This window comes from Hymenobacter chitinivorans DSM 11115, from assembly GCF_002797555.1.
Lineage (GTDB): Bacteria > Bacteroidota > Bacteroidia > Cytophagales > Hymenobacteraceae > Hymenobacter > Hymenobacter chitinivorans.
In genome coordinates, this window is the sequence record NZ_PGFA01000005.1 from 305,629 (window position 1) to 331,247 (window position 25,619).

The 25,619-nt window shown below is 61.8% G+C and carries 24 protein-coding genes; 13 read left to right on the forward strand and 11 right to left on the reverse strand.

Features of this window, described 5'->3' with window-relative positions:
* The first annotated feature begins 174 nt into the window (after window positions 1-174).
* Together CLV45_RS23940 and CLV45_RS23945 are read left to right on the forward strand one after the other, a co-directional pair.
* Complete coding sequence (locus tag CLV45_RS23940) at window positions 175-2,049, forward strand: DUF885 domain-containing protein (protein ID WP_100339025.1); 1,875 nt, start codon at window positions 175-177, stop codon at window positions 2,047-2,049.
* Window positions 2,050-2,220: 171 nt separating this feature from the next.
* Window positions 2,221-4,005, forward strand: coding sequence for a DUF885 domain-containing protein (locus tag CLV45_RS23945; RefSeq protein WP_100339026.1), 1,785 nt, complete (start codon window positions 2,221-2,223; stop codon window positions 4,003-4,005).
* A gap of 161 nt (window positions 4,006-4,166) precedes the next feature.
* On the opposite strand, the gene CLV45_RS23950 is transcribed toward CLV45_RS23945, so the two are convergent.
* Window positions 4,167-4,844, reverse strand: coding sequence for a hypothetical protein (locus CLV45_RS23950; RefSeq protein WP_211289991.1), 678 nt, complete (start codon window positions 4,842-4,844; stop codon window positions 4,167-4,169).
* Between the two features lie 297 nt (window positions 4,845-5,141).
* On the opposite strand from CLV45_RS23950, the gene CLV45_RS23955 reads away from it, so the two are divergent.
* Together CLV45_RS23955 and CLV45_RS23960 are read left to right on the forward strand one after the other, a co-directional pair.
* Entirely contained in the window at window positions 5,142-5,771 is a 630-nt protein-coding gene (locus tag CLV45_RS23955) for a flavin reductase family protein (protein WP_100339027.1), read from the forward strand.
* 98 nt (window positions 5,772-5,869) lie between these two features.
* Complete coding sequence (locus tag CLV45_RS23960) at window positions 5,870-6,430, forward strand: DUF4126 family protein (protein WP_100339028.1); 561 nt, start codon at window positions 5,870-5,872, stop codon at window positions 6,428-6,430.
* Window positions 6,431-6,507: 77 nt separating this feature from the next.
* On the opposite strand, the gene CLV45_RS23965 is transcribed toward CLV45_RS23960, so the two are convergent.
* Window positions 6,508-6,954: a hypothetical protein gene (locus tag CLV45_RS23965; RefSeq protein ID WP_100339029.1), complete on the reverse strand. Its 447-nt coding sequence runs from the start codon at window positions 6,952-6,954 to the stop codon at window positions 6,508-6,510.
* A 151-nt stretch (window positions 6,955-7,105) separates the two neighbouring features.
* On the opposite strand from CLV45_RS23965, the gene CLV45_RS23970 reads away from it, so the two are divergent.
* Window positions 7,106-7,813: a Dph6-related ATP pyrophosphatase gene (locus CLV45_RS23970; protein WP_245882982.1), complete on the forward strand. Its 708-nt coding sequence runs from the start codon at window positions 7,106-7,108 to the stop codon at window positions 7,811-7,813.
* A gap of 3 nt (window positions 7,814-7,816) precedes the next feature.
* Here CLV45_RS23970 and CLV45_RS23975 read toward each other — a convergent pair whose 3' ends face one another.
* From CLV45_RS23975 to CLV45_RS23995, 5 genes are all read right to left on the reverse strand, one after another.
* Window positions 7,817-8,725 (reverse strand): RES family NAD+ phosphorylase, encoded by a 909-nt coding sequence (locus tag CLV45_RS23975; RefSeq protein ID WP_157807766.1) that lies wholly within the window; start codon window positions 8,723-8,725, stop codon window positions 7,817-7,819.
* A gap of 216 nt (window positions 8,726-8,941) precedes the next feature.
* Entirely contained in the window at window positions 8,942-9,958 is a 1,017-nt protein-coding gene (locus tag CLV45_RS23980) for an MBL fold metallo-hydrolase (protein ID WP_100339032.1), read from the reverse strand.
* 106 nt (window positions 9,959-10,064) lie between these two features.
* Window positions 10,065-11,630, reverse strand: coding sequence for an HTTM domain-containing protein (locus CLV45_RS23985; RefSeq protein ID WP_100339033.1), 1,566 nt, complete (start codon window positions 11,628-11,630; stop codon window positions 10,065-10,067).
* Between the two features lie 117 nt (window positions 11,631-11,747).
* Window positions 11,748-12,503: a hypothetical protein gene (locus CLV45_RS25255; RefSeq protein ID WP_211289992.1), complete on the reverse strand. Its 756-nt coding sequence runs from the start codon at window positions 12,501-12,503 to the stop codon at window positions 11,748-11,750.
* A gap of 197 nt (window positions 12,504-12,700) precedes the next feature.
* Complete coding sequence (locus CLV45_RS23995) at window positions 12,701-13,099, reverse strand: hypothetical protein (protein WP_100339034.1); 399 nt, start codon at window positions 13,097-13,099, stop codon at window positions 12,701-12,703.
* Between the two features lie 316 nt (window positions 13,100-13,415).
* Between CLV45_RS23995 and CLV45_RS24000 the strand changes: the two genes are divergently transcribed.
* The 4 genes from CLV45_RS24000 (at window position 13,416) to CLV45_RS24015 (ending at window position 16,606) form a co-directional block, all read left to right on the forward strand.
* Complete coding sequence (locus CLV45_RS24000; RefSeq protein WP_100339068.1) at window positions 13,416-13,826, forward strand: thiol-disulfide oxidoreductase DCC family protein; 411 nt, start codon at window positions 13,416-13,418, stop codon at window positions 13,824-13,826.
* Between the two features lie 77 nt (window positions 13,827-13,903).
* Window positions 13,904-14,905 (forward strand): zinc-binding dehydrogenase, encoded by a 1,002-nt coding sequence (locus CLV45_RS24005; RefSeq protein WP_100339035.1) that lies wholly within the window; start codon window positions 13,904-13,906, stop codon window positions 14,903-14,905.
* Window positions 14,906-15,016: 111 nt separating this feature from the next.
* Complete coding sequence (locus CLV45_RS24010; protein ID WP_100339036.1) at window positions 15,017-15,283, forward strand: hypothetical protein; 267 nt, start codon at window positions 15,017-15,019, stop codon at window positions 15,281-15,283.
* 195 nt (window positions 15,284-15,478) lie between these two features.
* Window positions 15,479-16,606, forward strand: coding sequence for a metallophosphoesterase family protein (locus CLV45_RS24015; RefSeq protein ID WP_100339037.1), 1,128 nt, complete (start codon window positions 15,479-15,481; stop codon window positions 16,604-16,606).
* Here the strand turns inward: CLV45_RS24015 and CLV45_RS24020 are convergent.
* Together CLV45_RS24020 and rfaD are read right to left on the reverse strand one after the other, a co-directional pair.
* Complete coding sequence (locus tag CLV45_RS24020; protein WP_262496909.1) at window positions 16,603-17,997, reverse strand: FAD/NAD(P)-binding protein; 1,395 nt, start codon at window positions 17,995-17,997, stop codon at window positions 16,603-16,605. The two genes, CLV45_RS24015 and CLV45_RS24020, sit on opposite strands and share 4 nt — an antisense overlap.
* Before the next feature lie 197 nt (window positions 17,998-18,194).
* The gene (rfaD, locus tag CLV45_RS24025; protein WP_100339039.1) at window positions 18,195-19,160 is read right to left on the reverse strand and encodes an ADP-glyceromanno-heptose 6-epimerase; all 966 of its coding nucleotides are present in this window, start codon (window positions 19,158-19,160) and stop codon (window positions 18,195-18,197) included.
* A gap of 155 nt (window positions 19,161-19,315) precedes the next feature.
* Between rfaD and CLV45_RS24030 the strand changes: the two genes are divergently transcribed.
* From CLV45_RS24030 to lpxB, 4 genes are all read left to right on the forward strand, one after another.
* The gene (locus CLV45_RS24030; protein ID WP_100339040.1) at window positions 19,316-20,233 is read left to right on the forward strand and encodes an ABC transporter substrate-binding protein; all 918 of its coding nucleotides are present in this window, start codon (window positions 19,316-19,318) and stop codon (window positions 20,231-20,233) included.
* Complete coding sequence (locus CLV45_RS24035) at window positions 20,230-21,237, forward strand: FecCD family ABC transporter permease (protein WP_100339041.1); 1,008 nt, start codon at window positions 20,230-20,232, stop codon at window positions 21,235-21,237. Before CLV45_RS24030 ends, CLV45_RS24035 begins: the two co-directional genes overlap by 4 nt.
* Window positions 21,238-21,340: 103 nt before the next feature.
* Window positions 21,341-21,757: a 6-pyruvoyl trahydropterin synthase family protein gene (locus CLV45_RS24040; RefSeq protein WP_100339042.1), complete on the forward strand. Its 417-nt coding sequence runs from the start codon at window positions 21,341-21,343 to the stop codon at window positions 21,755-21,757.
* A gap of 129 nt (window positions 21,758-21,886) precedes the next feature.
* Window positions 21,887-22,996 (forward strand): lipid-A-disaccharide synthase, encoded by a 1,110-nt coding sequence (gene lpxB, locus CLV45_RS24045; protein WP_100339043.1) that lies wholly within the window; start codon window positions 21,887-21,889, stop codon window positions 22,994-22,996.
* Between the two features lie 246 nt (window positions 22,997-23,242).
* Here the strand turns inward: lpxB and clpX are convergent, their stop codons facing one another.
* Window positions 23,243-24,472 carry an ATP-dependent Clp protease ATP-binding subunit ClpX gene (gene clpX / locus CLV45_RS24050; protein WP_100339044.1) on the reverse strand — a complete coding sequence of 410 codons (1,230 nt, stop codon included), beginning with the start codon at window positions 24,470-24,472 and terminating at the stop codon, window positions 23,243-23,245.
* Window positions 24,473-24,801: 329 nt separating this feature from the next.
* Window positions 24,802-25,509 carry a ClpP family protease gene (locus tag CLV45_RS24055; RefSeq protein ID WP_100339045.1) on the reverse strand — a complete coding sequence of 236 codons (708 nt, stop codon included), beginning with the start codon at window positions 25,507-25,509 and terminating at the stop codon, window positions 24,802-24,804.
* Window positions 25,510-25,619 lie beyond the last annotated feature (110 nt).

Here is a 25,619-nt window from a genome sequence, read left to right on the forward strand (position 1 = left end):
CCGCCCGTTACTTTTTCGACAGGCCCCCGGAAATGATTTTCCGGGGGCCTGTTGGCGTTAGGGGCCGGCCGAGCCAAAGCCACTGAATCGGGCCGCAGCCCGACGGTGGAGGTTGCGTCTTTTTGAGTCAAACGCTTTACCTTCCAGACCTCAACCACCACACTCCCTTTCGGAATGAAAAAACTTGCCCTGGGCGGCCTGCTCGCCTGTGCGCTGCTGGCTGGCTGCAACCAGCAGAAAACTACCGACCAAACGGCCGCCGCGACCGGCTCCGCCGACGTGAAGGACCTCAGCACTCTGTTCGACAACTATTGGGAGGAGCAGGCCAAGCTGTTTCCGCTGAACGCCACGGCCCAGGGCGACAACCGCTACAACGACCAGCTGCCCAACGACCAGACCAAAGCCTTCCGCGACGGACTGGTGCAGTTTTATGAGCGCTACCTGGGCCAGCTCGGCAAGTTCAAGCGCGACGAGCTGTCGGCCAACGACCGGGTGAGCTACGACTTGTTTCAGTACGATTTGCAGATGCGCCTCGACGGCATGAAACAGGGCATCATGGTCGGGTCCGACTACCCCACAGTTTGGATGATTCCCTTCACCCAGTTTGGCGGCCTGCCCATTTCGCTGGGTCAGTACGGAGCCGGCACCGGGATTCAGCCCTTCAAAACGGCCAAGGACTACGACAACTGGCTGGGCCGGGCCCACGGCTTCCCGGTCTGGGCCGACTCGGCCATCAGCAACTTCCGGCAGGGCATGCAGGCGGGCGTGGTGCTGCCCCGGGCTTTGGTCGAGAAGATGATTCCGCAGATGCGGGACCTAGTGGTGACGGACCCGAGCAAAAGCCTGTTTTACGGGCCCATTACCATGTTTCCGAAAGATCTGGCCGCGGCCGACCAGCAGCGCCTGACCAAAGCCTACCAGGAAGCCATCCTGCGGGACTTGTCGCCGACCTATAAAAAGCTGGCCGATTTCCTCGAAAAGGAATACCTGCCCAAAGCCCGCGCCACCACCGGCATCAGCGGCCTGCCCGCCGGGGATGCCAAGTACCGCTACCTGGTAAAATACTGGACGACAACGGAGAAGACGCCGGAGGAAATCTACCAGACGGGTTTGGCGGAGGTGAAGCGGATTCGCTCGGAAATGGAGCGGGTCAAGGCGCAGGTGGGCTTCCAGGGCGACTTGCCGGCCTTCTTCCAGTTTATGAAGACCGACAAGCAATTCATGCCCTACAAAACCCCCGAAGATGTGCTGGCGGCGTTCCGGGGCATTCAGGCGCGCATCACGCCCAACCTGCCGAAGATGTTTGGGCGCACGCCCAAAACCGGCTTCGAAATTCACCAGACGGAGGCTTTCCGCGCCGCCTCGGCCTCAGCTGAATATAACCAGGGTACGCCCGACGGCTCCCGCCCGGGCATTTTCTACGTGCCCATTCTCGACGCCAAAACCTTCAACACGACTTCGGGCATGGAGTCGTTGTTTTTGCACGAGGCCATTCCCGGCCACCACTACCAAGTTTCGCTCCAGCAGGAAAACCAGGACCTGCCCAAGTTCCGCCGCTTTGCCTGGTACGGGGCCATGGGCGAAGGCTGGGCCCTCTATACCGAAAGCCTGGGCAAGGAGCTGGGCCTCTATACCGACCCCTACCAGTACATGGGCGCCCTGGGCGACGAAATTCACCGCGCCATTCGCCTCGTAGTGGACGTGGGCATGCACACCAAAAATATGACCCGGGAGCAGGCCATCAAGTACATGATGGACAATGAGGCTATCAGTGAGCAGGGCGCCACGGCCGAAATCGAGCGGTACATGGCCATTCCCGGGCAGGCCCTGTCGTATAAAATCGGGCAGCTCAAGATTCAGGAGCTGCGCGAGAAATACCAGAAGCAGCTCGGGGCCGGGGCCTCGGGCAAGCTGCGCGAAAAGTACCCGCGCCAGAACGGGGAGCATTTCAGCCTCAGCGCCTTCCACGACGAGCTACTCAAGGACGGCGTGATGCCCCTGCAGGTGCTGGAGCGGAAAATGGATGACTGGGCCGCCGACCAGAAATAGACTTTTCGGGAATTGTGATAAAAAGGGAAGTCCGCCGGGCTTCCCTTTTTTGTGCAACGGCCACAATTTGCCCGCGCCTACATCAGCTTTAAGCCAGCTAATACTGCAAAGCAGGGACTTTCCTTTTAGAAGTCGGGCAGCTTATCTTGGGAGAAATTTTCTTCCTTCCTCATGAGAAAAACGCTTCTGACCGGCGTGGCCGTGTGCGCCCTGCTGGCTTCCTTTACCGGTGCTGGTCCGCGCGCCCCGCGGCCGGCCGATGACGATAAGCGCCTGGCCGCGCTGTTTGATGCCTATTGGGAGCGCAACAACCGCCTGTTTCCACTCAGCGCCACTTCCCAGGGCGACAACCGCTACAACGACCAGCTGCCCAACGACCAGACCCGGGCCTACCGCGACACGCTGCGGGCCTTCTACCAGGGCTACCTGAACAAACTCCAGAGTTTTAAGCGGGCCCAGTTGTCCGACAACGACAAAATCAGCTACGACATCTTCCAGTACAAGCTCCAGACCGAGCTCAACGGCTGGAAGCAAAATGCCTGGCTGACGCCGTTCAAGCAGTTCTGGGGCCTGCCGATTTCCTTCGTGCAGTACGGCTCGGGCGAAGGCGCCCAGCCCTTCAAAACCGTGCAGGACTACGACAACTGGCTGGTGCGGGCCCGGCAGTTTCCGGTGTGGGCCGACTCGGCCATCGGCAACTTCCGCCGGGGCATGCAGGCCGGCGTGGTGCTGCCCAAGGCCCTGGTGGTGAAGATGATTCCCCAGGCCCGGGCCCTGGTAGTAACGGACCCGGCCAAGAGTACCTTCTACGGGCCCATCAATAAGCTGCCGGCCAGCTTTTCGGCCGCCGACAAGCAGCGCCTGACCACGGCCTACCAGCAGCTGATTCTGCGCGACGTAGTGCCGACGTACCAGAAGCTGGCCGATTTCCTCGAAAAGGAATACCTACCCAAGGCCCGCACCACCACCGGCCTGGCCGACGTGCCCGGCGGCCCCGAGCTCTACAAATTCTACGTTAAGAACTGGACGACAACGGAGAAGACGCCGGAGGAAATCTACCAGACGGGTTTGGCGGAGGTGAAGCGGATTCGCACGGAAATGGAGCGGGTCAAGGCGCAGGTGGGCTTCCAGGGCGACTTGCCGGCCTTCTTCCAGTTCATGAAGACCGACAAGCAATTCATGCCCTACAAAACCCCCGAGGAAGTGCTGACGGCTTACCGCGCCATCCAGGCCCGGATTACGCCTAATCTGCCCAAGTACTTCAGCCGCCAGCCCAAGAGCCCGTTTGAAATCCGGCAGACGGAGGCTTTCCGCGCCGCCTCGGCCTCGGCCGAGTACAACCGCGCCGCCGCCGACGGCTCCCGCCCGGGCATTTTCTACGTGCCCATTCTGGATGCCGCCACGTTTACCACGCCGGGCATGGAGTCGTTGTTTTTGCACGAGGCCATTCCGGGGCACCACTTCCATATTTCCTTGCAGCAGGAAAACACTGCCCTGCCCAAGTTTCGGCGGTTTGGGGGCTACAGCGCCAGCTCGGAAGGCTGGGCCCTCTATACCGAAAGCCTGGGCAAGGACTTGGGTCTTTACACCGACCCCTACCAATATATGGGGGCCCTCAGCAACGAAATTCACCGCGCCATTCGCCTCGTGGTCGACGTGGGCATGAACACCAAGGGCATGACCCGGGAGCAGGCCATCAAGTACATGATGGACAATGAGGCCATCAATGAGCAGAAAGCCACGGCCGAAATCGAGCGGTACATGGCTATTCCCGGGCAGGCCCTGTCGTATAAAATCGGGCAGCTCAAGATTCAGGAGCTGCGCGACAAGTACAAAAAGCAGCTGGGCCCGAAATTCAGCCTGCGCGCCTTTCACGACGAGTTTCTCAAGGACGGCATCATGCCCCTGGCCGTGCTGGAGCGCAAGATGGACGCCTGGGCCGCCGCTCAGAAGTAGCCGGGGATACCCCGCAAAACGGCCCCTGTTCCGACTAGCTAGTCGGAACAGGGGCCGTTTGCATTACCCATAAAATAAGCCGATAATAAAACTCCGGCAGGCGGCCCTACTAGACCGGGCTACCTGCCGGAGTTGCGGACTAACACAAAGAATACACTCTATCAAGTAGTTGAGCCGCCCGTCGAGCCCGACGTAGTACCGCTGGTCGTGCCCGTAGTGCTGCCGCTGGTAGTACCCGAAGTCGTGCCCGTGGTGGAGCCGGAAGTTGTACCCGACGTGGTGCCGGTCGTGGAGCCACTGGTGGTGCCGGAGGTAGTACCAGTTGTCGAGCCGCTGGTGGTGCCGCTGGTCGTACCCGTAGTGCTGCCGCTAGTTGTACCCGAAGTAGTACCCGTAGTGCTGCCACTGGTTGTGCCCGAGGTGGTGCCAGTAGTGGAGCCCGACGTAGTGCCGCTGGTGGTACCCGTGGTTGAACCGGAGGTGGTGCCGCTCGTAGTGCCCGACGTCGTACCAGTCGTAGAGCCGGAAGTTGTACCGCTGGTGGTGCCGGTGGTGCTACCGCTCGTAGAGCCAGAGGTAGTACCGCTCGTGGTGCCCGATGTCGAGCTGGTGGTAGAGCCGCTGGTGGTACCCGAGGTAGTGCCCGATGTGCTACTGGTTGTGGAGCCCGACGTGGAGCCGGACGTAGTACCCGACGTAGTGCCCGAGGTAGTACCGGAAGTGGTGCTGCCGGAGGTGGTGGAAGGCGTGTTATCGTCGTCGTCGTCGTCGCAGGCGGTGAAGGCCAGGGAGGAGCAGAGCAGAGCGCCGGTCAGCAGTGGAAGCCAAGTCTTTTTCATACAGAAAGACAGTTTTAAAGGGTGATAGATGATCTGGTAAACAGCCCTTTATACGCCCCGCCAACCGATGCTTCCGGCTTACGACCCACTGAAGAAACACGGAATTTACTAGGCGAAAAACGCAGCCTCCGCATTTTTTCAAAAGGGTTGTCGGTGGTTATCAGTATTTTACTTACACAATTCGGGTCTTGGTCGTGGCCCGCACCGCGCCCTGGCCCCGGCCGGGCGGGCGGCCCCCGGCCGGCAGCTGAACAAAAGCCGGGGTTGACGGTCATTGCTGGGTACAACCTTCCCGCCATGCGCCACCTCACCGCCGCCGACATTGCCGCTTTCGACAAGATTTACCGCCTGAACCTGGTCAACTCCATTACTGGCTACAAACCTGCCAATCTGATTGGTACGGCCTCGGCCGCGGGAGTCACCAATCTGGCCATCTTCAGCTCCGTCATTCACCTGGGCTCCAATCCGGCCGTGCTCGGCATCGTGACCCGGCCCGCCACCGTGCCGCGCCACACCTACGAGAACATCAAAGCCACCGGCTGCTACACCATCAACCACGTGCCCGCCGAACTGGTGGCCGCCGCCCACTACACCTCCGCCGACTTCCCCCGTGAGGAGTCCGAGTTTGCGCAGTGCGGCTTCACGGCCGAGTACCGCGACGATTTTGCGGCGCCCTACGCGGCTGAGTGCCGTATCGGGCTGGGGTTGCGCCTCAAGGAAGAGCTGCCCATTCACAACGGCACGGTGCTGCTGGTGGGCGAGGTAGAGCACGTGTACCTGCCCGAAACCGTGCTGCGGCCCGACGGCACCCTGGATTTGCAGCAAGCCGGGGCCGTGTGCATTTCCGGCCTCGACGGCTACCACCAGGTAACCCCGCTGGCCTCGTTTGCCTACGCCCGGCCTGGGCAGGGGCCGCAGCCCAAATAAGGCAGCCGGCCGGGAATAAGCGGGCTGCCGGCCCAACGCCGGCCGCGCTGGTGCGTTTAAGAAGGCTCATCTTTCTCTGGCACCTTATTCCTTCCGATATGGCTTCTCCCTTCTGGAAAACTCTGAGCCTGGGCACCCTGGCCGGGCTGCGCAGCCTTACGCCCCTAGCTGTGCTCAGCACGGCCTTAGCCAAAAACCGCTCCTCAACTCTGGCATCGTCACCGCTGCGGCTGCTGCAGTCGGGGGTGGCGGCCAGGGGCCTGACCGTGCTGGCCGCCGGCGAAATGGTGGCCGATAAGCTGCCCGGCATGCCCGACCGAATTTCACCCACCGCCCTGCTAGGCCGGGGCTTGTCGGGGGCGCTGCTGGGGGCCGTGCTCTATAAGGCGCAGCGCCGCTCTGGGTTTGGGGGCGGCCTGCTGGGCGCGCTTTCGGCCGTGGCCGGCACCTACGGCAGCTTTTACCTGCGCAAAGAGCTTGGCAAGCAAACCAACCTGCCCGACACCGTATGGGCCCTGGTGGAAGATGCCACGGTGTACGGCAGCAGCCGGGCGGCCAGCCACAACGCCGTACCTACCAAAGCCCGCCGCGACGCCTACGTGCCCCGGCACTTGCCCACCCAGCCTTCCTACCACGCTAATTATTCTTCCCTGTTTTAACGGCTGAGCCGCTGCTAAAACGCAAAAAAGCCCCGCAGGCACTGGCTTGCGGGGCTTTTCTGTAAAGGTAAGGCGGGCTACTGCACGCGGCCTGAGCTGCCGTTTTTGTCGGCCGTGCCCGTGTTTTGCGTGGAGCCGGCGGCCGTGCTGGGCGCAGTGCTGTTTTGCGACGGGGCCTTGCTGCCGTTCTGGCTGTTGTTGCTGGTCACTTTATCCACCGTGTTGGGCGTGCCCGAAGCGGCTTGGGGCGAAGTCGAGCTGTTGCCGCCGGGCGCGGAGTTCAGGGCGTTGTCGGTGGACTGGGCCTGGTCGGCGGCCGAGCCTACACCGCCGGGTTCCGGCGCGTTTTGCTGCCCATTTACGCTGTCCATGTTGGTTTCAATGGTGCGGGCGGGTGGGGCCGTCGAGAAGTCGTTGACGTTTTGCCGGTCGTCGCCGGGGGTGCCGGCCCGGTCGCAGGCCGTCGTCAGGGAAGCCGCGGCGCCCAGCACAGCAGCCAGCACAAAGCGCTGAGTGAGTTTCATAATTCAGGTGTTTGGAGTACGGATAGATTTGGAAAACGGGTATACGCAAAACCGGCCCTCCGTAGCTGAAGTGCGGGGCTGGTTGCGCAGTTTAGGCTGCCAATGAACCCCGCGCCCGGCACTATTCTGACCGGCAACGTAGCTTTGCCCCATGGCCATTCCAGCACTGATGAACTGGAGCGGGGGCAAAGATTCGGCCCTGGCGCTCTACCACGCCCTACACGACGCCCGCTACGAGGTGCGCCACCTGCTCACTAGCGTCAATAAGCACTACCAGCGCGTGTCGATGCACGGCGTGCGGGTAGCTCTGCTCGAAGCCCAGGCCCGGCAGATTGGCCTGCCCCTAACCAAGCTGGAGCTGCCCGAGGCGCCCGACATGGCCGACTACGAGCAGCTCATGGAGGCCACGCTGGCGCCCCTGCGGGCCCAGGGGCTGCACCACGCCATTTTCGGCGACATTTTTCTGGAAGATTTGCGCCGCTACCGTGAGGAACAGCTGGCCCGGGTGGGCATGCAGGCCGTCTTTCCGCTCTGGCAGCGCAGTAGCGCCGATATTCTGCGCGAGTACCTGGCCCTGGGCTTTCAGGCCGTCATCGTGTGCGTCAATGAGCAGTGGCTCGACCAGAGCTTCTGCGGCCGCCTGCTCGACGAGGACTTTCTGCGCGACCTGCCGCCGGGTGTGGATGCCTGCGGCGAAAACGGCGAGTACCACAGCTTCGTGTTTGCCGCTCCCTACTTCCGGGCCCCTATTGCCTTCGAGCGGGGCGAAATCGTGCGGCGCACCTACCCGGCCCCGGGCGGGGGCGAGGCCGGGTTCTGGTACTGCGACCTGCTGCCTGCCGAGTCAGCTACGGTCTAACCATCAGCACGGCGGGCCCTGCACCCGCCACTGCCCGGCGTCGAAGCGGCAGTCGGTGGCGGTGCCGCCTTCGCGCAGCACCCAGTTGCCGGGCCGGCCCAGCCAGTGCAGGCGGCCGTCGGGCTGCACGGTGTTGGCAAAGTCGTGGGACTGTACGTCGATGGTTTCGGTTTCCACCCGGTTTACGGTCAGGTATTCCACGTACTGCAGGCGCACCTTGCCCTCATCAAGGCAGCTAGGGTGCAACGCGAGGTTGTGGGCTGGGCTGGGCATGGCTGCCGATGGGTACAGCAGCCCATCGAAGGCGGTACCCAGTTCACAAGCCTCGGCTATGGCCACCGACAGGCGGTAGTGGTGGCGGTTGTCGTCGTGCACGGAGCGGGTGAAGGCCTTGGTCAGGAAGTCGGCAATGGGCCGCACCTCGGCCGGCAACTGTTGCAGGGCCTGCCCCAAAGCTTTTTCCCGGTCGGAGTGGGGGTCATCGGCGCACACGTCGGCGTAGCCGAAGCTAGCCAGGCGTAGGGGCTTTTGGGTTTGCCAGCGGGTAATGACAATCTGGTCCTTGGGCTGCACGCTGGCCTCGAAAAACGGCGGATGCCAGGTGGCGCTGCAGTAAAACATGGGCTGACCCGCGCGGTTGGCCCGCTGGTCGGTGGTGACCAGCTCGGCGGGCGGGTACGACACGTGCTGCAAGTGCGTAGGCGGCTCAGTGCAGGCTTTGCCGCGGTACAGCAGCAAGCCGGGACCAAACTCAATGAGGCGTAGCGGGTGGCCCTGCAGCAGGTCACGCACCCGGCTTACCAGCTCGTCGATGGAATGTTTGCGCAGATCCAGATGCTGGAGCGACGCTATTTTGTGCCTGGTTTCCTCCACGGCAGACCCCTGGCGGGCGTCGGGTTGGGATACGGCCATACAAATGCTATGCGTGGGTGGGCAAGGAGGGGCAAAGGGGCGGAGAGCGGAAAGGTAATTTGGGGAGTTGAGGAAAGGCACGTTAGGGCTGATCTGGCGTCCTCTTGCCGAAGCATCTTTACTGCCAAAGTAATTCTGATTACTGGTACGGTAGAGATGCTTCGGCAAGAGGACGCCGGAGCCAAGCATGACATTCAGATTTCGCCAGGCCTGGAGCTAAAACTCGTACGAATCCCGGTGGCGGCGGGCGTATTCATCGTGGTGCTCGGAGTAGCCGCGGCGGGCTTTATTTTTGTCGCGCAGCAGCAAGTAGCCCAGGCCTCCGAGCAGGGCAGCCCCGATAATCCACTTGGGCAGCGGGGCTTCAGTAGCGGGCGGCACCGACACGGTGCCCGTTTCGTCGGCTACCACGGGTTGACTTACGTAGCGACCCTGCTTGGGCACGGTCTGCTGCTCGAAGTGCAACGACAAGTCGTGCAACTGTCGGCGCAACTCCTCGCCGTGCATTGGAATGCCGTGGCCAGTGGCCGCAATCTGGGGCTCGAGGGCCGCCAGCTTTTCCACCGAAGCCCTTGATTGGGCCCAGTTCTGGGTGAAGTAGGCCGGCGGGCCGTGCACTTCCTGGCGCTGCTCCCACACGGCCGTCCCCGATTCCTGCTGTACCGTCACGAAGGCGTCGCCGGCAATCAGGGTCCGGTCGTACTCGCGGAAAAAGGACACGTGGCCGGCCGTATGGCCCGGGGTTGGAATCCAGCGCCATTCCGAGAGAAAGGGCACGGTACCGTTAATTGGTAGCGGCTGCACCCGGGAACCCAGGTCGATAGGTTTTTTGGGGTAGAGAAACGACATGGCCGCCATAGCTCCGCCGCCCACGGTGGGGTCGGGGGGCGGGTAGGATGAGCGGCCGGTCAGGTAGGGCAGCTCCAGCGGGTGGGCGTACACGGGCACGTTCCATTCCTCGGCCAGGGTTTTGAGGGCGCCCACGTGGTCGAAGTGGCCGTGGGTGAGAATGATGGCCGCCGGCGGATTATTAGGGCCAAAAATGGCTTCCACGTGCTGCCGGATCTTGGGCGCGGAACCCGGCAGGCCCGCATCGACCAGCACCCAGGGCTCCAGGGGCGAAGAAGTGTCGCGCACGAAGTACAGATTCACAAAGACGTTGCGCAGCCCCCAGACGCCGGGCACGACGGCCTGCAGGGCGGGGGTATTGGCGCGGGTTGCGGTGTTTGGCATACGGATGAGGTGGGGTGGAAAAATCAGCCGGCGTGCCCGGGCGCAAACCCGGAGCCGCGCTCAGGAATACGCAGTCCGCCGGGTTTGGGTGGCTCAAATGCCGGATTTACTGCCTCGAATCGGCGGCGCTGTCGAGGTTAGGCGCCGGTTGCGGCGGCGCTTCGCAAATGCAGAGGACTTCGCGCTGGGCTTTGCCAACCTGGTAGTTAGGCAAAGACACTTCCTTCATGTACACCACCTCCAGCCGGCGCAGGGGCGGGTGTACTGGGTCTTCGTGCCAGATGCGCAGCAGGTAGTTGCAGTAGTAGGGCCGCATAAATTCATTGGTCACGAACAGGTAATTCTCCGAATACTTGCGCCACCGGTCATTCTTGAACAAGGACACCACCGAGGCGGGCTTTTGCTCGGTCACGGGCTGCCCGTCGCGGTTCAGGTCCAGGTGGCGGCCGTCGGCGGTAGTGCCGTCCAGAATGTACCAGCCGTCGTCCTTGAACACGGCCGGCGCAAACATGCCCCAGTGCTGATCCACGCGAAACAGGTAGCCAAACCAGCGCAGCGAGTCCGACATGTAGAGCGAGGGCCGGTTTACGCTGTCCAGGTTCCACCAGATGACGTAGCCCAGCAGCACGGCTACCACGGCGTTGCGCACACCCCGCAGCATGGTGCGAGTGCTGTCGGGCAGGTCCCAGTGGTGCTCCACGCGCAGGCGCAGTGGCATCCGGAACCGGGCCAGTTGGGGCCGCAGCCGGTCTAGGCGGGCGCCCACCCGCGGGCCCAGCCGCTCGGAGCCCCGGGCCAGGCGCTTATCGAGCCAGTTCATAGCCACCGGCGGCAGCAGGCCCAGTACCGAGGCCATGTTGATCAGGAAGAAGAGGCCCACGAACAGCGTCAGGCTGATGCCCAGGTGAAAGCCGTACATCACGCCTACGAACAGCAGGCGCCACCACGTGACCCGAAACGGAATGAAGAGCACGAAGGGTAGCAGCAGCTCGGTGTAGTAAGTGGCAAAGGTGAGAAAGTGCAGTAGCTTGGCGTGGGGGTAGAGCAGCCGGCCGCCGGGCATCAGCACCTGGTCCAGGCTCAGGGCGTAGTAAATGGCGGTGCCTTCGCTGGTCCATTCCGGGGCGCTTTTCAGCAGGGCCGTGCACCAGTACACAAGCGCAATCTGCACGATGTAGGCCACGGTGGCGGCACTGAAGTACGTGAGCCGGGCGGGCGGGGCCTGGCCGCGGGCGTCCAGGGAGTAGAGCCGGCCCCAGGGCAGAAATAGTCCCCAAAACAGCAGCATCCGCAGCAAATCGTCGCCGCCCTGGTTAATAAGCGGGTTGCGGTTTTGCACCGACACCAGTAGAACCCAGGTCAGCAGGGTGGCCAGGCGGGTGCGGTAGCCCAGCAGCAGGGCCACGGCGCCCAGGGCCTCAAGCAGAAACAGCAAGGCCTGCACGCCCCATAGCCCGCTAATGGCGTGCAAGGAGATTTGGTAAGGATTCCAGCAGTACTGGTAAAGCACGTGCAGCGGCAGCACGCCCATATTGGCGTAGTGGGCTTCCAGGTCGGTGCTGCGAATGCCCACGTCCAGCAGGATGACGGCGGCCAGGGCCATGCGCATCAGGGCCAGGGCGCGCAGATCAACGACAAAGGGACGGCGGAGTAGGGTAAGGATTGCGGGCATAAACTGCCTCGGGTGCGGGTGAAGGTGAAACCAAAAAGGCGGGAAGGCTCGCCATCGAAGCCGATGGTGGGTCTTCCCGCCCTTACGTAGCGGCGGCAGTTTTAGCCGCAAAGCAGCCTAGCGCGTCGTGGAGCCGCTGGTGCTGCCCGAAGTCGTGCCGCTGGTGGTGCGGCCCGAGGTAGTACCCGAAGTAGTCCGGCCACTGGTCGTGCCCGAAGTAGTCCGGCCCGAGGTGGTGCTGCCGCTGGTAGTGCGGCGCGAGCCCGAAGTCGTGCCGCTCGTGGTGCTGCCCGAGGTCGTGCCGCTGGTGCTACCCGACGTGCTGCCGCTAGTTGAGCCGGAAGTGCTACCCGAGGTAGAGCCCGACGTGGAGCCACTGGTCATGCTGCCCGAGGTAGAGCCCGAAGTAGTACCGCTGGTGGTTGAGCCCGAGGTAGTGGTCGAGCCGCTCGTGGTACCATACGTGCCCGAGGTAGTACCCGACGTCATGGAGCCGGAAGTCGAGCCGCTGGTCATGCTACCCGAAGTCGTACCCATGCTGCCCGAAGTCGAACCGCTGGTCATGGAACCACTGGTGGAGCCCGAAGTCGTGCCCGAGGTGGTGGTCGAGCCGCTCGTGGTAGTGCTGCCGCTGGTCGTCGAGTAGGTGTCCGTCATCGAGCCAGAAGTCGAGCCGCTAGTAGTGCCGTAGGAGCCCGACGTGCTGCCGCTGGTGGAGCCGGAGCCGCTCATTCCCGAGCTGGAGCCCGATGTGGAGCCGGTGCTCGTGTCGGTCATTCCCGATTTGCTGGCGTTGCAGGCCGTCATCAGGCTGCCGCTTACCAGGGCCGAAGCCAAGAGGAGGGTCCAGGGGGCGAAAGGTTTCTTTTTCATAGCAGGAAGTGGTGAGTAGGTTGAAGGATGGAAGGAATGCAAATCAAGAAGACGACATATCCTTAGGCGGGCCTGCCAGAGAAGGCGCGGAGGCCAGGCGTGGGCTAGAAAGCAGACCAGTGAGGCGGGGCGCAAACCGTGAAAAAGGGCAATTACCGGTTGGTAATCACCCTTTGACTGGTTTTGGCAGGCTAGTTCTATTGGCCGCCGGTAGTGCCGCCACCCGTGCTACCCGTACCGCCGGCCGTGCTGCCGCCGGCTGTCGTACCGCCCGTGGTGGTGCCCGTAGTCGAGCCGTCGGTGGTGCCCGCCGTGGTGCCACCGGCTGTCGAGCTGCCGGAAGTGGAAGCCGAGCCGCTGGTACTGCTCATGTCGCCGGAGCCGCCCATGTCGCCGCTGCCGGAAGTGCTGCTCATAGTGCCGCTCGAGTCAGAACTCATCGAGGCGTCGTTGGTAGAAGTGGCTTCTTCGGTGGCCATGCTGGAACCGCCGCCGTTTTCGGCGGTACCGCTGCCGTTGTTGTCGCCGCAGGCGCTAAACGTAAAGGCCCCCACGCTGAGGGCTGCTGCCAGAATTATTATCCGGGGTTTGTACATAGGAGTAGGGCAGAAGAATCGTGAAAGAATAGTTTTGCCCTTGCTATACGGTTGATAATAAGCTATAACCAAGAAAATGTATAAAAATAAATACTGAATTTCAAGAATAAATCCGGATGTGGAAACTACGCACGAGCTGTAGAGGCCCGGTCGAAGCCAGCCGGATGCGCCTGGCTACCAGCTGGTAAAAAGGGGCTGGTAGCAGCTGGACAGCCGTTTGGGTTTTCCCCAAGCTGGTCTGTGCTTCGGCTGGGTTGGCTTACTTTTGGCCACTTACGTTGTTAGCAGCTACATCCTGCTTCCTACTCTGTACTATATGGCCGCTCCCGCTGCTACTATTCTTTTCGATGGAGTCTGTAATCTGTGCAACGGCTTCGTACAGTTCGTGATTCAGCGCGATGCCCCGGGCCATTTTCGGTTTGCGTCGGTGCAGTCGGCGGCGGGGCAGGCCCTACTGGCCCAGCACGGCCTGACGCTGGGCCCCGCCGGCCCCGAAACCGTGCTGCTGGTGGAGCAAAACCACGTCTATACCCATTCCACGGCCGTGTTGCGCATTGCCCGGCAGCTCGGCGGGCCCTGGGCCTTGCTCTACATTTTTATAGTACTGCCCAAGTTCCTGCGCGACGCGGCCTACCGCTTCGTGGCCCGGCACCGCTACCAGTGGTTTGGGCAGCGCGAAGCCTGCCTGCTGCCCACGCCCGAGCTACGCCAGCGCTTTCTAGCTTAGGGGCTTTCCAGGCGCCATTTGCTTACTTCGTCTTGCCCTATACTACCGCCCTTTCCACCCTTCATTCCCCGTTTTTCATGCAAGCCCTCCAACTCAACGGTATCAATGAGCCCCTTCACCTGCAGGAAGTCGAGACGCCCCAGCCGGGGGCGGGTGAGGTCCTGGTCGAGATTCACGCCGCCGCCCTCAACCACCGCGACGTCTGGATTCAGAAAGGCCAGTACGCGGGGCTGCGGTTTCCCTGCATCTTGGGTTCCGATGGAGCCGGCGTGATTACCGCCGTGGGTCCCGGCGCCGACGAGTCGCTGCGGGGCCAGGCCGTGCTAATTAACCCCGGGCACAACTGGGGCGACAACCCCCACGCCCAGAGTCGGAGCTTTACCATTCTGGGCTTGCCCGAGCAAGGCACGTTTGCCCAGTACGTGCGCGTGGCGGCCCACTACGTGTGGCCCCTGCCCAAGCACCTGTCATTCGAGCAGGCCGCGGCCCTGCCCCTGGGCGGTGTTACGGCCTACCGGGCCCTCTTCACCCGGGCCCGCCTGCAGGCCGGCGAGCGGGTGCTCATTACCGGTATCGGCGGCGGCGTGGCTTTGCTGGCCTTACAAATGGCCGTGGCCGTCGGGGCCGAAGTGTGGGTCACCTCGGGCTCACCCCAGAAGCTGGAGCGGGCCCGGCAGTTGGGGGCCCGGGGCGGAGCCAATTATACCGCCGAGAAGTGGGCGACCGGGCTGGTAAAAGAGGCCGGCGGCAGCTTCGACGTTATTATCGACAGTGCCGCCGGGCCCGGCTTCGAGGCCCTGCTCGACGCCGCCGCGCCCGGGGGGCGCATCGTGTTCTACGGCGGCACGTTGGGGGCCATTACGAATCTGCCCCCGGCCAAGATCTTCTGGAAGCAGCTCAACATCATGGGTTCCACCATGGGCACCGAGCAGGATTTTGCCGATATGATTCGCCTCGTGGAGCAGCACAAGCTCCTCCCAGTCGTGGATCAGGTGTTTGCTTTTGCCGAAGGCGAAGCCGCCCTGCGCCGCATGGACGAGGGCCAGCAGTTCGGTAAGATCGTGCTGAAAATCAGGTAGTAAAAATTGGTAAAAACACAGTTTTTATTCAGCGTATTCGGAATGTTACAGCCCGGGTTTACGTTACTTATACAGCCAAGAGAAAGACGCTAGACTAAGCTGCTGAAGACTATGAAAAACCCCGATGAGTACCTGGAAAATCACGTTTTTGAAGCCCGTCGTCCGCGCAAGGAATTGCAGCCGGTGGTAGCCTACGACGACGCGGTGCGCGCCATTGAGCAAGCTCTAGCCGACGCGGAAAAGTACAAGTATTTGCTGATGCGCGCCCTGCGCCGCCACGCCGACGATACCCGGCCCAGCCAGTACGTACCAGCCAGCGGCTCTACCCCGGTGCTGCCGTTGTATCCTGAGGGTGCTGAGCAGGAGCAGGCGGCCTAAGCTACTGCCGCTACCCCATGCCGGGTGGCCCGCTATATGCTACCCAACGGGTGATTTCCGGCGTGGAAGTCACCCGTTGTTATTTTCCGGCCGGCGGTAGAAAGCAGCTCGGCGCTAACAACATCCGCCGGCCAGGACTCGAACAAGGAGCGGGCCGCACCACTGCGCGCCGGTATGCTTCCGTTTCTTCCGCGTATGCGCCAGTCACTTACCCCGGTATTCCTGCTGCTGTTGCTGGTGTTAGCCCACCGTAGCTTCGGGCAGCGCTTTGCCGCCATCGGCGACTACGGCTCGGCCAGCTCCGCCGAAAAAGACGTGGCCAGGCTGGTGCACAGCTGGCGCCCCGATTTTATCATTACCCTGGGCGACAATAACTACGACTACGGGGAGGCCGGTACCATCGACGTCAACATCGGGCAGTACTACCACGACTACATCGGTAATTACAAGGGTAAATACGGGGCTGGAGCTCCCGAAAACCGCTTCTTTCCGTCCCTGGGCAACCACGACACCTATACCGCCGAAGGCCGGCCTTACCTGGACTATTTTACTCTGCCGGGCCAGGAGCGCTACTACGATTTCGTGCGGGGCAACGTCCACTTCTTCGTGCTCAACAGCAACGCCTCCGAGCCCGACGGTATCCTGAGCACCTCGCGCCAGGCCCAGTGGCTGCAGCAGGGTCTGGCCGCTTCCACCGCGCCCTGGAAAGTGGTGTACCTGCACCACCCGCCGTTTTCCTCCGGGGAGCACGGCAGCAGCCTCGACCTGCAATGGCCCTTCTGCGTCTGGGGCGCCTCCGTCGTGCTGGCCGGCCACGACCACCTCTACGAGCGGATTATGGTTAACGGTTTAGCCTACTTCGTCAATGGGCTGGGCGGCAAAAGCATTTACTCCCTGCAAAAGCCCGTGCCCGGCAGCCAGGTGCGCTACAACGACGACTACGGCGCCATGCTCTGCACCGCCACCTCCGACAGCCTGGTGCTGCGGTTTGTGACCCGGGCCGGCCAAGTCATTGATACGTATTCGTTGCAGCAGCCTGCGCTGCAAACCGGCTCCCTGGCCCGCACGCCCGCCGGCCTGCTGGTGCTGCCCAACCCCGTAGCCGAAACGGCCGCTATTGAAGTGCGAGTACCGGTAGCCGCCGAAACCACGCTCCGGGTGCTCGATACCACCGGCCGGGAAGTGGCCGTGCTACACCAGGGGCCCTTGGCGCCGGGCACGCACCGCATGCGGTGGCCGCGCGGACGGCTGGCCCCGGGCCTGTATTTTCTGCAGCTAACCAACGGCTGCTACACCCAAACCGTGCGGGCTGTGGTGCTTTAGCCGGCCGCTAGGCACGGCCGCAGGTGCTGGGCCAGGGCCGCTGCCTGGGTCCGCAGCTCCGGCACGGCCGTCGACTCGAAGTACGCCGGCCGCCGGCTGGGGCCTAGCGTGTAAAACACGCTCGAAACCTGGCCTTGAGCATTGCACAGTGCCCCGTGCTCGTCGGTGGTAACGCCCAGGTGCAGGGCATCGGGCACCAGGTGGCCCGCCGTGCGCAGGCCGCTCACCAATGGGTCCGGAATGCGGCTGTAGTCGAGTAGGGGGCCGGTGCAGGAAATGACGTGCTGCACTAGCTGCTCCTGGCGCTGCCCGCCCCGGCTCACGGCCACCCGCAGGTCGCTGCCGCTGGCTTCGATGGTGGCCACTTTGCCCAGCTTCATCCGCACGATGCCCGCATCCAGCATCTGCTGCACGGCCGCCGCGTTCTGGGGCGGACTGCGGTGCCGCACCACCGACCAGATAGAAGCTACGTGGCGCAGAAACCGGGCCTGCTCCTGGGCCGGCCAGCTTTGCCAGATTCGGCCCAAATCCGGCCGCAGGGAGTCGACGACCGGGCGCCAGTCCTGACCCTGGGCAGTGGCGGCCCGCACGTGCCGGCGCACCACCCGCACTACTTCCGCCACCGTAGTCAAGCCGGCCAGCTCCGGGGCGTAAAAGCTGGGGTAGGCAAGGCCCAGCGGCCCGTGCACCGAGGGCCAGCGGCCACTGCGGCTCACCACCGTCACGGGGCCGTGGTGGCCGTCGGCGGCCAGGCCCAGCAGCACGTCCACGGCCGTCAGCCCCGAGCCGATGAGCAGCACCGAGTGGTGGGGCGCAATGTTTTGCAGGGCCTGCGGGCCCCAGGGGTTGCTATGGTAGCCGGCATGAGCCCGCACGGCCGCACTGAGCTTCAGGTCGGGGGCCGGCGGGAAGTTGCCCAGGGCCAGCACAACCTGCTGGCTGGGTATTTCGTGCCCGTCGGCCAGTCGTACGGTGGCCACGTCACCAGCCTCGGTCAGGGTTGCCGCTACGGCCTTCTGGTGGTGGCAAAAAAAGCGCATGCCGTTTTCGGCGGGCCAGGCCAGCACGTTTTCAGTTAACTGCTGCAGGTATTTGCCGTAGGTCTGCCGGGAGCAGAAGCCGCCCGTACACGCCGGGTTATTGCTGGTCCTCAGCCAGTCGATAAAGTGGTTGGGCTCCTGCGGAAAGGCGCTCAGAAATGGGGCCCGCACGTTGAGCAAATACTCTTTGCGCCGGGCCGAGTACGCCAGCCCCGGCCCCGGTACGGCCCGGGGCTCCACTAGGTGCACATCCACCGGATAAGGCCCGCCGGGCAGGCGGGCCAGCTGGACCAGGAGCATAGAGCCGGAGAAGCCTCCGCCCAGAATCGTAATCGTTCGTCTTGATGACACCGGCGCTGGTTGTGGGGTGGGAGCAGAACGGAATAGGGCCAGAAAATGCGCGAAAAAATCCGGTCTGAAAAATCCGGCCGCGCGGTAGAGCCCGAATTCAGGTGGTCAAAAACAAACCGCCCGACCGTAAACTACATACGGTCGGGCGGCTGGAATGACGGAGCTCAACGGGCAAAAATGCCGCGTGGGCCACAATTTTATAGGTACTGGCCCGGCACGAGGTAGTTGCGCACGTAGTCGTCGATGCCGTCTTCGAGGCGGGTGAAAGGCCGGTCGTAGCCGATGCCGCGCAGCTTGCTCATATCGGCCTGGGTGTAGTACTGGTAGGTGTCGCGAATGTCCTCGGGCGTGTCGCGGAAGCGGATGTCGGCGGTGCGGTCCAGGGCTTTGAACGTGTTCAGGGTCAAGTCCAGGAAGGTACGGGCCTCGCCGGTGCCCAGGTTGTAGATGCCCGAGTGCTGGCGGTTGTGCATCAAAAAGTAGCACACTTCCACCACGTCCTTCACGTACACAAAGTCGCGCTGCTGCTCGCCGTCGGCAAAATCGGGGTTGTGGGAGCGGAACAGGGTCATGGAGCCGTGCTGCCGGATCTGCTCGAAGGCGTGGAATATCACCGAGGCCATGCGGCCCTTGTGGTACTCGTTGGGCCCGTACACGTTGAAAAACTTCAGGCCGGCCCAGAAAAACGGTTTCTCGGGCTGCTGCACGGCCCAGTTGTCGAAGTCGTTCTTCGAGTCGCCGTAGGGGTTCAGGGGGCGCAGCAGCGGCAGCAGGGCGTCGTCGTCGGAGTAGCCCAGGGTGCCCGAGCCGTAAGTGGCCGCCGAGGAGGCGTACACCAGCGGCAGCTGGTACTGGCAGCAGGCCCGCCACATTTTCTGCGAATACTCCAGGTTGAGCAAGTCGAAAACGGCCTTGTCCTGCTCCGTGGTGTCGGTGCGGGCCCCGAGGTGGAAGATGAACTCCACCTGCTCGTGGTTTTTGTCGAGCCAGTCGAAGAACTCGTTGCGGTCCACGTACTCGCGCAGGCGCTTGCCTTTGAGGTTGGCGAGTTTGCGCTCCACGGCGAAATTGTCCACCACCACGATGTCGTTGAAGTTGGCGGCGTTCAGGCGGGTAACAAGGCAGCTGGCAATAAAGCCGGCCGCTCCGGTGACAACAATCATAAGGCTGATATTTTGGCCAAAAGTAGGGAAAAACGCCGGGCTGAGCCGCAGGGCAGAGTAGCGCGAACTTAGTAGTTCGCGTGAATGAACGACAAACAGTGCTGCGTATCGTTCATTCACGCGAACTACTAAGTTCGCGCTACTACCTTTGGCCCATGATGCGTTTTCCGTTTCCGCTGCCGGCGCTGCTGTTGTCGGCACTGCTGCTCACTGCCGGCTGCCAGTCGAATGATAAGCCGGCTGCCGCTACCACCGGGGCCGCCCCCCAGCACGTCACCGATGACTTAGGCCACCAGCTGACCATCCCGGCCCAGCCCCGCCGCATTATGAGCCTGGCCGCCTCCATGACGGAAATGCTCTACGCCGTGGCCGATACCAGCACCATCGTGGCCCGCACCCAGGTCTGCGACTACCCGCAGGCCGTCTTGCGCAAGCGCGTTATCAACAGCTACCCGCTCGATATTGAAGGCCTCGTGGCCCTGCACCCCGACGTGGTGTTTACCACCGAAGGCATTACGTCCCTCGATGACATTGCCCGCCTCGAAAAGCTCGGCATCCCGGTGTATTGCCAGCGCTACACTACCGTAAATGACATTTTCCGCGGCCTTACCGACCTGGGCCGCCTGTTGGGCCGCCCCGCGCAAGCCCAAAAGCTGACCGATTCCCTGGCCGCTGAGCTGAAAACGGTAACCCAACGCCCGCCGGGCTCCTCCGCCCGGCCCCGGGTGCTGGCCATTACCTGGCAGGACCCGATTTACGTGTATGGCGAGAATACGCTCTTCACCGACCGGATCCGCTTGGCCGGGGGGCAGAACGCCGTAACCGAGCATTTTGCCCAGCCCTACCCGGCCCTGACCCGGGAGTATATTCTCAAACTCAACCCCGACGTGCTCATCGGCGGCAGCTTCGGCAAGCTCGATAGTACGTTTTTCAAGACCTACCCCGAGCTGAAGCGCATCCGGGCTTACCAGTCTCGCCGCGTCTACGCCATTACCGGTGACTTGATGGAACGGCCCAGCCCGCGGGTAGTGGAGTCGGTGCGGGAGCTGCAACGGTTACTCCAGCAGCCATGAGCCGGCCGGCGGCGCCCTGGATTCTGGCCAGTCTGGTGCTCATGCTGGTGCTGCTCGTACTGGGCCTGCGCATCGGCAGCTTCGCCACCGACTATGCCTTCATTGGCCGCACCCTGCTGCATTATAATTCCCAGGATCCGGCCCAATTGGCGCTGGTGGAGCTGCGCCTGCCACGCATCGTTATGGCTCTGCTGGCCGGGGCTAGCCTGGCTGTGAGCGGCTACCTGATGCAGGCCATGGTCAATAACGCCCTGGCCGACCCGTATTTGCTGGGCACGGCTTCCGGCGCATCGTTGGGCGCCATCCTCTGCTTTTCCCTGCTGACCAACGTCACCGTGGCCGGAATTTACCTGCCGCCGGTAGCCGCTTTGCTCGGCGGCCTGCTCACGACGTTGCTGGTAGTGGCCCTGGGCAGTCAGCGGGGGCAGCTCATTCCCGGGCAACTGCTGCTGGCCGGTGTGGCCATCAGCTCCCTGACGGCGGCCCTGGGCGGCCTGCTTTCCTTTCTGGCCAGCTCCGAAGGCCAGCTGCGCACGGTGGTGTTTTGGGCCATGGGCAGCTTCGAGCGGGCCGGCTGGGACGTGCTGCCCTACCCGGCCGGGGCGTTGGCGCTGGCGCTGTTTCTGCTGATTTTTCTGCAAAAAGACCTTAACGTGCTGCTGTTGGGAGAGGAGCGGGCCCAAACCCTGGGGGTGCCCGTGGCCCGCACCCGCTGGATTCTGGTGGTGCTGGCCGCTTCCCTCACGGGCTGCGTGGTGGCCCTGTGCGGGCCGGTGGGCTTCGTGGGGCTGATGGTTCCCCACCTCACGCGCTGGCTGCTGGGCGTCACCGGCCGGGCCAACCTGCTCTTCTGCGCCCTGCTCGGGGCCGACTTCCTGCTGGGCTGCGACCTGCTAGCCCGCCTGCTGTATCCGCCGGCCGGCTTACCCGTGGGCCTCATCACGGCCTTATTCGGCGTACCGTTCTTCGTATATTTGCTGCGCAAAAAGCGCGTGGCGCTTTAACCGGGGGCTTGTTGTTGCAGCATTGGGCAGTCAAAAGCTGCCTGATTTCAACAATCAACCAATAGCAATCAACAAGTACCCCATTCACCTCAGTACCCATCGAATGATTTACGTCAGCCGGCAGGAGCATTTCAACGCCGCTCATAAGCTCTATAACCCTGCCTGGACCGAGGAGCGCAACAAAGAAGTGTTCGGGCCCTGCGCCAATACCAACTGGCACGGCCACAATTACGACCTCATCGTGACCGTGAAAGGCCAGCCCGACCCAGAAACCGGCTTCGTCATCGACCTCAAGCAGCTCAGCACCATCATCCGCCAGCACGTCGTCGACCAGGTCGACCACAAAAACCTCAACCTCGACGTGCCCTTCATGAAGGACCAGCTGGCCAGTACCGAAAACCTGGTCGTGGCCTTCTGGCAGATTCTGGCCCGCGAAATTCCCCGGATTTCCAGCGCCCAGCTCCACTGCATCAAGCTCTACGAAACCCCCCGCAACTTCGTAGAATACTACGGGGAGTAGGCATTTAACATGTATCAATTAACATTTAACCGATTGACGGGCCATTGCCAGCCTAGTAATCCGGTCTGAGAAAGTGTTGATGATAATCGTCAGAATGTTAAATGGTAATTGCTAAATGTCACTTGTAAAATGAAGTACTATCTGATTGCTGGTGAGCGTTCCGGCGACTTCCACGCCTCCCACCTCATGCGCGAGCTGCGGCAGCAGGACCCCCAGGCCGAGTTCCGGGGCTGGGGCGGCGACATGATGCAGGCCCAGGGGGGCACGCTGGTGCACCACTACCAGGAAATGGCCATTATGGGCTTCTGGGAAGCGGCTACCAGCATTCTGAAGTTTCGGGGCTACCTCAAGGAGTGCCAGCGCGACATTGCGGCCTACCAGCCCGACGTGGTGATTCTGGTGGATTATGCCGGCTTTAACATGCGGGTGGCCAAGTTTGCCAAAGAGCAGGGCTTCAAAGTCTTCTACTACATTTCGCCCAAAATCTGGGCCTGGAATCAGGGCCGCGTGCACAAAGTCAAGGCCCTGGTAGACAAAATGTTCGTGATTCTGCCCTTCGAGTCCGACTTCTACCAGCGCTTCGACTATAAGGTGGACTACATCGGCAACCCTACCGTGGACGCCATTGCCGAGCACGTACCCAGCCCCGATTTCTACCAGCGCAACAACCTCGACCCCCAGCGGCCCATTATTGCGGTGCTGCCCGGCTCGCGCAAGCAGGAAATCGAGGAGATGCTCTACGAAATGACGGCCATCATTCCGCCCTTTCTCGACTACCAGTTCATCGTGGCCGGCGTCACGAACCTCGACCGGAACTACTACGCCAATTTCGAGCGCAACAACGTCCGCATCCTCTTCGACCAGACTTACGACCTGCTCACCCACGCCAAGGCGGCGCTAGTGACCAGCGGCACCGCGACGCTGGAAACGGCCTTATTCAACGTGCCCCAGGTGGTGTGCTACCGCACCAGCGCCGTGTCCTACGCCATTGGCAAGGCCGTTATCAAGGTGCCCTACATTTCCCTGGTCAACCTGATTGCCGGCAAGGAAGTCGTCAAAGAGCTTATTCAGGGTGAATTCAACTCCCGCAACCTCGTAACGGAGCTCAAGAAGGTGTTGCAGGACGAGGAGTTTATTGCCAAGCAAAAGGCGGGCTACGCCGAGCTACAGGAGAAGCTGGGTCGTAACAACGCCGCTAAGAAAGCCGCCGAGTTGATGGTGGGGTATTTGAAGAAGTAAGCAGTCGGAAAACGCTTGGCTGAGTCCCGAACGACTGCGGCCACATCTTGAACAACTGTGACATAGTCTTGGACCATTATGGCTAAGGATTGGAGCGTTGCGTCTTAGCTCTCAGAGCACTAGGGCAGGCTTAGCGTACTAGGGCCACGCATTAGCGTTTTTGGTTGGTATAATGAAAGATAGTTTTAACAGAAAAGCCCCGGCAGGATATCCTACTGGGGCTTTTCTGTTAAAACTATCTTGTCGCTAGGCGGCGCGCAACTGCTTCAGCGGCGACTTTTCGAACTTGCTCTGGGCGTAGTCCAGGTCGATGATGAGCTCCTTGGCGTCGGCGTCCGAAGGCATGTCGAACATGGCGTCGGTCATGATGCTCTCGCAGATCGAGCGCAGGCCGCGGGCCCCGAGGCGGTACTCATCGGCTTTCAGCACGATGTACTCCAGGGCTTCCTCGGTGAAAGTCAGCTCAATGTCTTCCATCTCGAAGAGACGGGCGTACTGCTTCACAATCGAGTTCTTGGGCTCGGTCAGGATTTTGCGCAGCGTGGCGTGGTCCAGCGGGTTGAGATGAGTCAGCACGGGCAGACGGCCAATGAGCTCGGGAATCAACCCGAAGGCCTTCAAATCCACGGCCGTCACGTAGCGCAGGAAGTTGTTGGTATCCACCTTGTCTGAGAGCTGGGTTTTGGCAAAACCCATGGGCTTCGTGTTCAGGCGGCTCTTGATAATCCGGTCGATACCCACGAAAGCGCCGCCGCAGATGAAGAGGATGTTTTCGGTATTCACCGTAATCATCTTCTGCTCGGGGTGCTTGCGGCCGCCGTGGGGCGGTACGTTTACCGTGGTGCCTTCGAGAAGCTTCAGCATGGCCTGCTGCACGCCCTCGCCGCTCACGTCGCGGGTGATGCTGGGGTTGTCGCTCTTGCGGGCAATCTTGTCCACTTCGTCGATGTAGACGATACCGCGCTCGGCGGCTTCCACGTTGTAGTCGGCAGCTTGCAGCAGGCGGGTCAGGATGCTTTCCACGTCCTCACCCACGTAGCCGGCCTCGGTCAGCACGGTGGCGTCGGCAATGCAGAAGGGCACCTGCAGGATGTTGGCCAGCATTTTGGCCAGGAAAGTCTTGCCCGTACCGGTTTCGCCCACCATGATGATGTTCGACTTCTCAATCGTCACGTCGTCCTTACCGGTGGTCTTGGGCTGCATCAGGCGCTTGTAGTGGTTGTACACCGCCACCGACATCACCTTTTTGGCCTCGTCCTGACCTACCACGTACTGGTCCAGGTACTCCTTCATTTCCCGGGGTTTCACCAGGTTGAACTTGGGCGTCTTGGAGTTCGAGCGGATCTTGTTCTCCTCGTTCAATATCTGCTGGGCCTGACCCACGCACCGCTCACAGATGTGGGCGTTGATGCCGGAAATCATGACCGAGACATCTTTTTTGCTCTTACCGCAGAAGGAGCACGTTATATCTGCCATTGCTAGGACTCTCAGGATGGGGTAGGAAAGCCTCGTTTTGCCCGAAGCCAACTCAAAGGTACGAAAACGCAAACGCCGCACGCAGCAAAAAAAGTTGCTAACTGTCGGGTCTCTACTTAAAAGAACCAAAAGCCCGCCTTCGGGTTGTCAACCGAAAGCGGGCTTTGGGGATATTTGTCAAGGCTGACTTGGAACGTCATTCCGAACATTCTGCGCTTCAAGCAGAGATGAGGAATCTCGCGTGCGGTCGTTGCCAGAGCAACTAATTAGCATTGCACGCGAGATATCTCGCTTTGCTCGACATGACGTTCTGGAGAATCTGAGACAACCTACGCCGTCTTTTTCTCCAGCACTTCGTCGATCAGGCCGTATTCTTTGGCTTCGTCGGCACGCATCCAGTAGTCGCGCTCCGAGTTGTCGTAGATTTCCTGGTAGGTCTTGCCGCTGTGCTTGGCCAAAATGTCGTACAGCTCTTTCTTCAGCTTGAGAATCTCGCGGGCCGTGATTTCAATGTCCGTCGACTGACCTTGGGCACCACCCGAAGGCTGGTGAATCATCACGCGGGCGTGGGGCAGGGCCGAACGCTTGTCTTTGGCTCCACCGGCGAGCAGCACGGCACCCATCGAGGCGGCCAGGCCGGTGCAGATAGTAGCTACATCGGGACCCACGTACTGCATCGTGTCGTAGATGCCGAGGCCAGCGTATACCGAGCCGCCGGGCGAGTTGATGTAGAGCAGGATGTCTTTCTTGGCATCAGCCGACTCCAGAAACAGGAGCTGGGCGGTGATGATGTTGGCAATATAATCGTCGACGGCCGTGCCCAGGAACACGATACGGTCCATAATCAGGCGGGAGAATACGTCAATTTCGGCGAAGCGCGTGGGACGTTCCTCAATTACCGAGCGGGTCATGCCCGTGGGCAGCATCATGCCCGAGCGCACCTGGCCTTCCACGTGGTTCAGGTACTGATCCACGCCCAGGCCGCTGAGGCCCTGTCCTTTGACGGCAAATTTGCGGAACTCTTGTTTATTCAGCATGGGAAAAATGTAGGGTAGAGAAGATTAGAAACGGAACCCGTCGGGCAACAAAAAAGCCCTGACTGGCAAGTAAGGGCTTTTTTGTTGGTTACAAAACCAAGATGCGGGCT

What these genes read in the sequence shown, in the direction of transcription:
- CLV45_RS23940 (WP_100339025.1), top strand. Translation starts at nt 175, where the DNA reads ATGAAAAAACTTGCCCTGGGCGGCCTGCTCGCCTGTGCGCTGCTGGCT.
- CLV45_RS23945 (WP_100339026.1), top strand. Translation starts at nt 2,221, where the DNA reads ATGAGAAAAACGCTTCTGACCGGCGTGGCCGTGTGCGCCCTGCTGGCT.
- CLV45_RS23950 (WP_211289991.1), bottom strand. Translation starts at nt 4,844, where the DNA reads ATGAAAAAGACTTGGCTTCCACTGCTGACCGGCGCTCTGCTCTGCTCC.
- CLV45_RS23955 (WP_100339027.1), top strand. Translation starts at nt 5,142, where the DNA reads ATGCGCCACCTCACCGCCGCCGACATTGCCGCTTTCGACAAGATTTAC.
- CLV45_RS23960 (WP_100339028.1), top strand. Translation starts at nt 5,870, where the DNA reads ATGGCTTCTCCCTTCTGGAAAACTCTGAGCCTGGGCACCCTGGCCGGG.
- CLV45_RS23965 (WP_100339029.1), bottom strand. Translation starts at nt 6,954, where the DNA reads ATGAAACTCACTCAGCGCTTTGTGCTGGCTGCTGTGCTGGGCGCCGCG.
- CLV45_RS23970 (WP_245882982.1), top strand. Translation starts at nt 7,106, where the DNA reads ATGGCCATTCCAGCACTGATGAACTGGAGCGGGGGCAAAGATTCGGCC.
- CLV45_RS23975 (WP_157807766.1), bottom strand. Translation starts at nt 8,725, where the DNA reads ATGGCCGTATCCCAACCCGACGCCCGCCAGGGGTCTGCCGTGGAGGAA.
- CLV45_RS23980 (WP_100339032.1), bottom strand. Translation starts at nt 9,958, where the DNA reads ATGCCAAACACCGCAACCCGCGCCAATACCCCCGCCCTGCAGGCCGTC.
- CLV45_RS23985 (WP_100339033.1), bottom strand. Translation starts at nt 11,630, where the DNA reads ATGCCCGCAATCCTTACCCTACTCCGCCGTCCCTTTGTCGTTGATCTG.
- CLV45_RS25255 (WP_211289992.1), bottom strand. Translation starts at nt 12,503, where the DNA reads ATGAAAAAGAAACCTTTCGCCCCCTGGACCCTCCTCTTGGCTTCGGCC.
- CLV45_RS23995 (WP_100339034.1), bottom strand. Translation starts at nt 13,099, where the DNA reads ATGTACAAACCCCGGATAATAATTCTGGCAGCAGCCCTCAGCGTGGGG.
- CLV45_RS24000 (WP_100339068.1), top strand. Translation starts at nt 13,416, where the DNA reads ATGGCCGCTCCCGCTGCTACTATTCTTTTCGATGGAGTCTGTAATCTG.
- CLV45_RS24005 (WP_100339035.1), top strand. Translation starts at nt 13,904, where the DNA reads ATGCAAGCCCTCCAACTCAACGGTATCAATGAGCCCCTTCACCTGCAG.
- CLV45_RS24010 (WP_100339036.1), top strand. Translation starts at nt 15,017, where the DNA reads ATGAAAAACCCCGATGAGTACCTGGAAAATCACGTTTTTGAAGCCCGT.
- CLV45_RS24015 (WP_100339037.1), top strand. Translation starts at nt 15,479, where the DNA reads ATGCGCCAGTCACTTACCCCGGTATTCCTGCTGCTGTTGCTGGTGTTA.
- rfaD (WP_100339039.1), bottom strand. Translation starts at nt 19,160, where the DNA reads ATGATTGTTGTCACCGGAGCGGCCGGCTTTATTGCCAGCTGCCTTGTT.
- CLV45_RS24030 (WP_100339040.1), top strand. Translation starts at nt 19,316, where the DNA reads ATGATGCGTTTTCCGTTTCCGCTGCCGGCGCTGCTGTTGTCGGCACTG.
- CLV45_RS24035 (WP_100339041.1), top strand. Translation starts at nt 20,230, where the DNA reads ATGAGCCGGCCGGCGGCGCCCTGGATTCTGGCCAGTCTGGTGCTCATG.
- CLV45_RS24040 (WP_100339042.1), top strand. Translation starts at nt 21,341, where the DNA reads ATGATTTACGTCAGCCGGCAGGAGCATTTCAACGCCGCTCATAAGCTC.
- lpxB (WP_100339043.1), top strand. Translation starts at nt 21,887, where the DNA reads ATGAAGTACTATCTGATTGCTGGTGAGCGTTCCGGCGACTTCCACGCC.
- clpX (WP_100339044.1), bottom strand. Translation starts at nt 24,472, where the DNA reads ATGGCAGATATAACGTGCTCCTTCTGCGGTAAGAGCAAAAAAGATGTC.
- CLV45_RS24055 (WP_100339045.1), bottom strand. Translation starts at nt 25,509, where the DNA reads ATGCTGAATAAACAAGAGTTCCGCAAATTTGCCGTCAAAGGACAGGGC.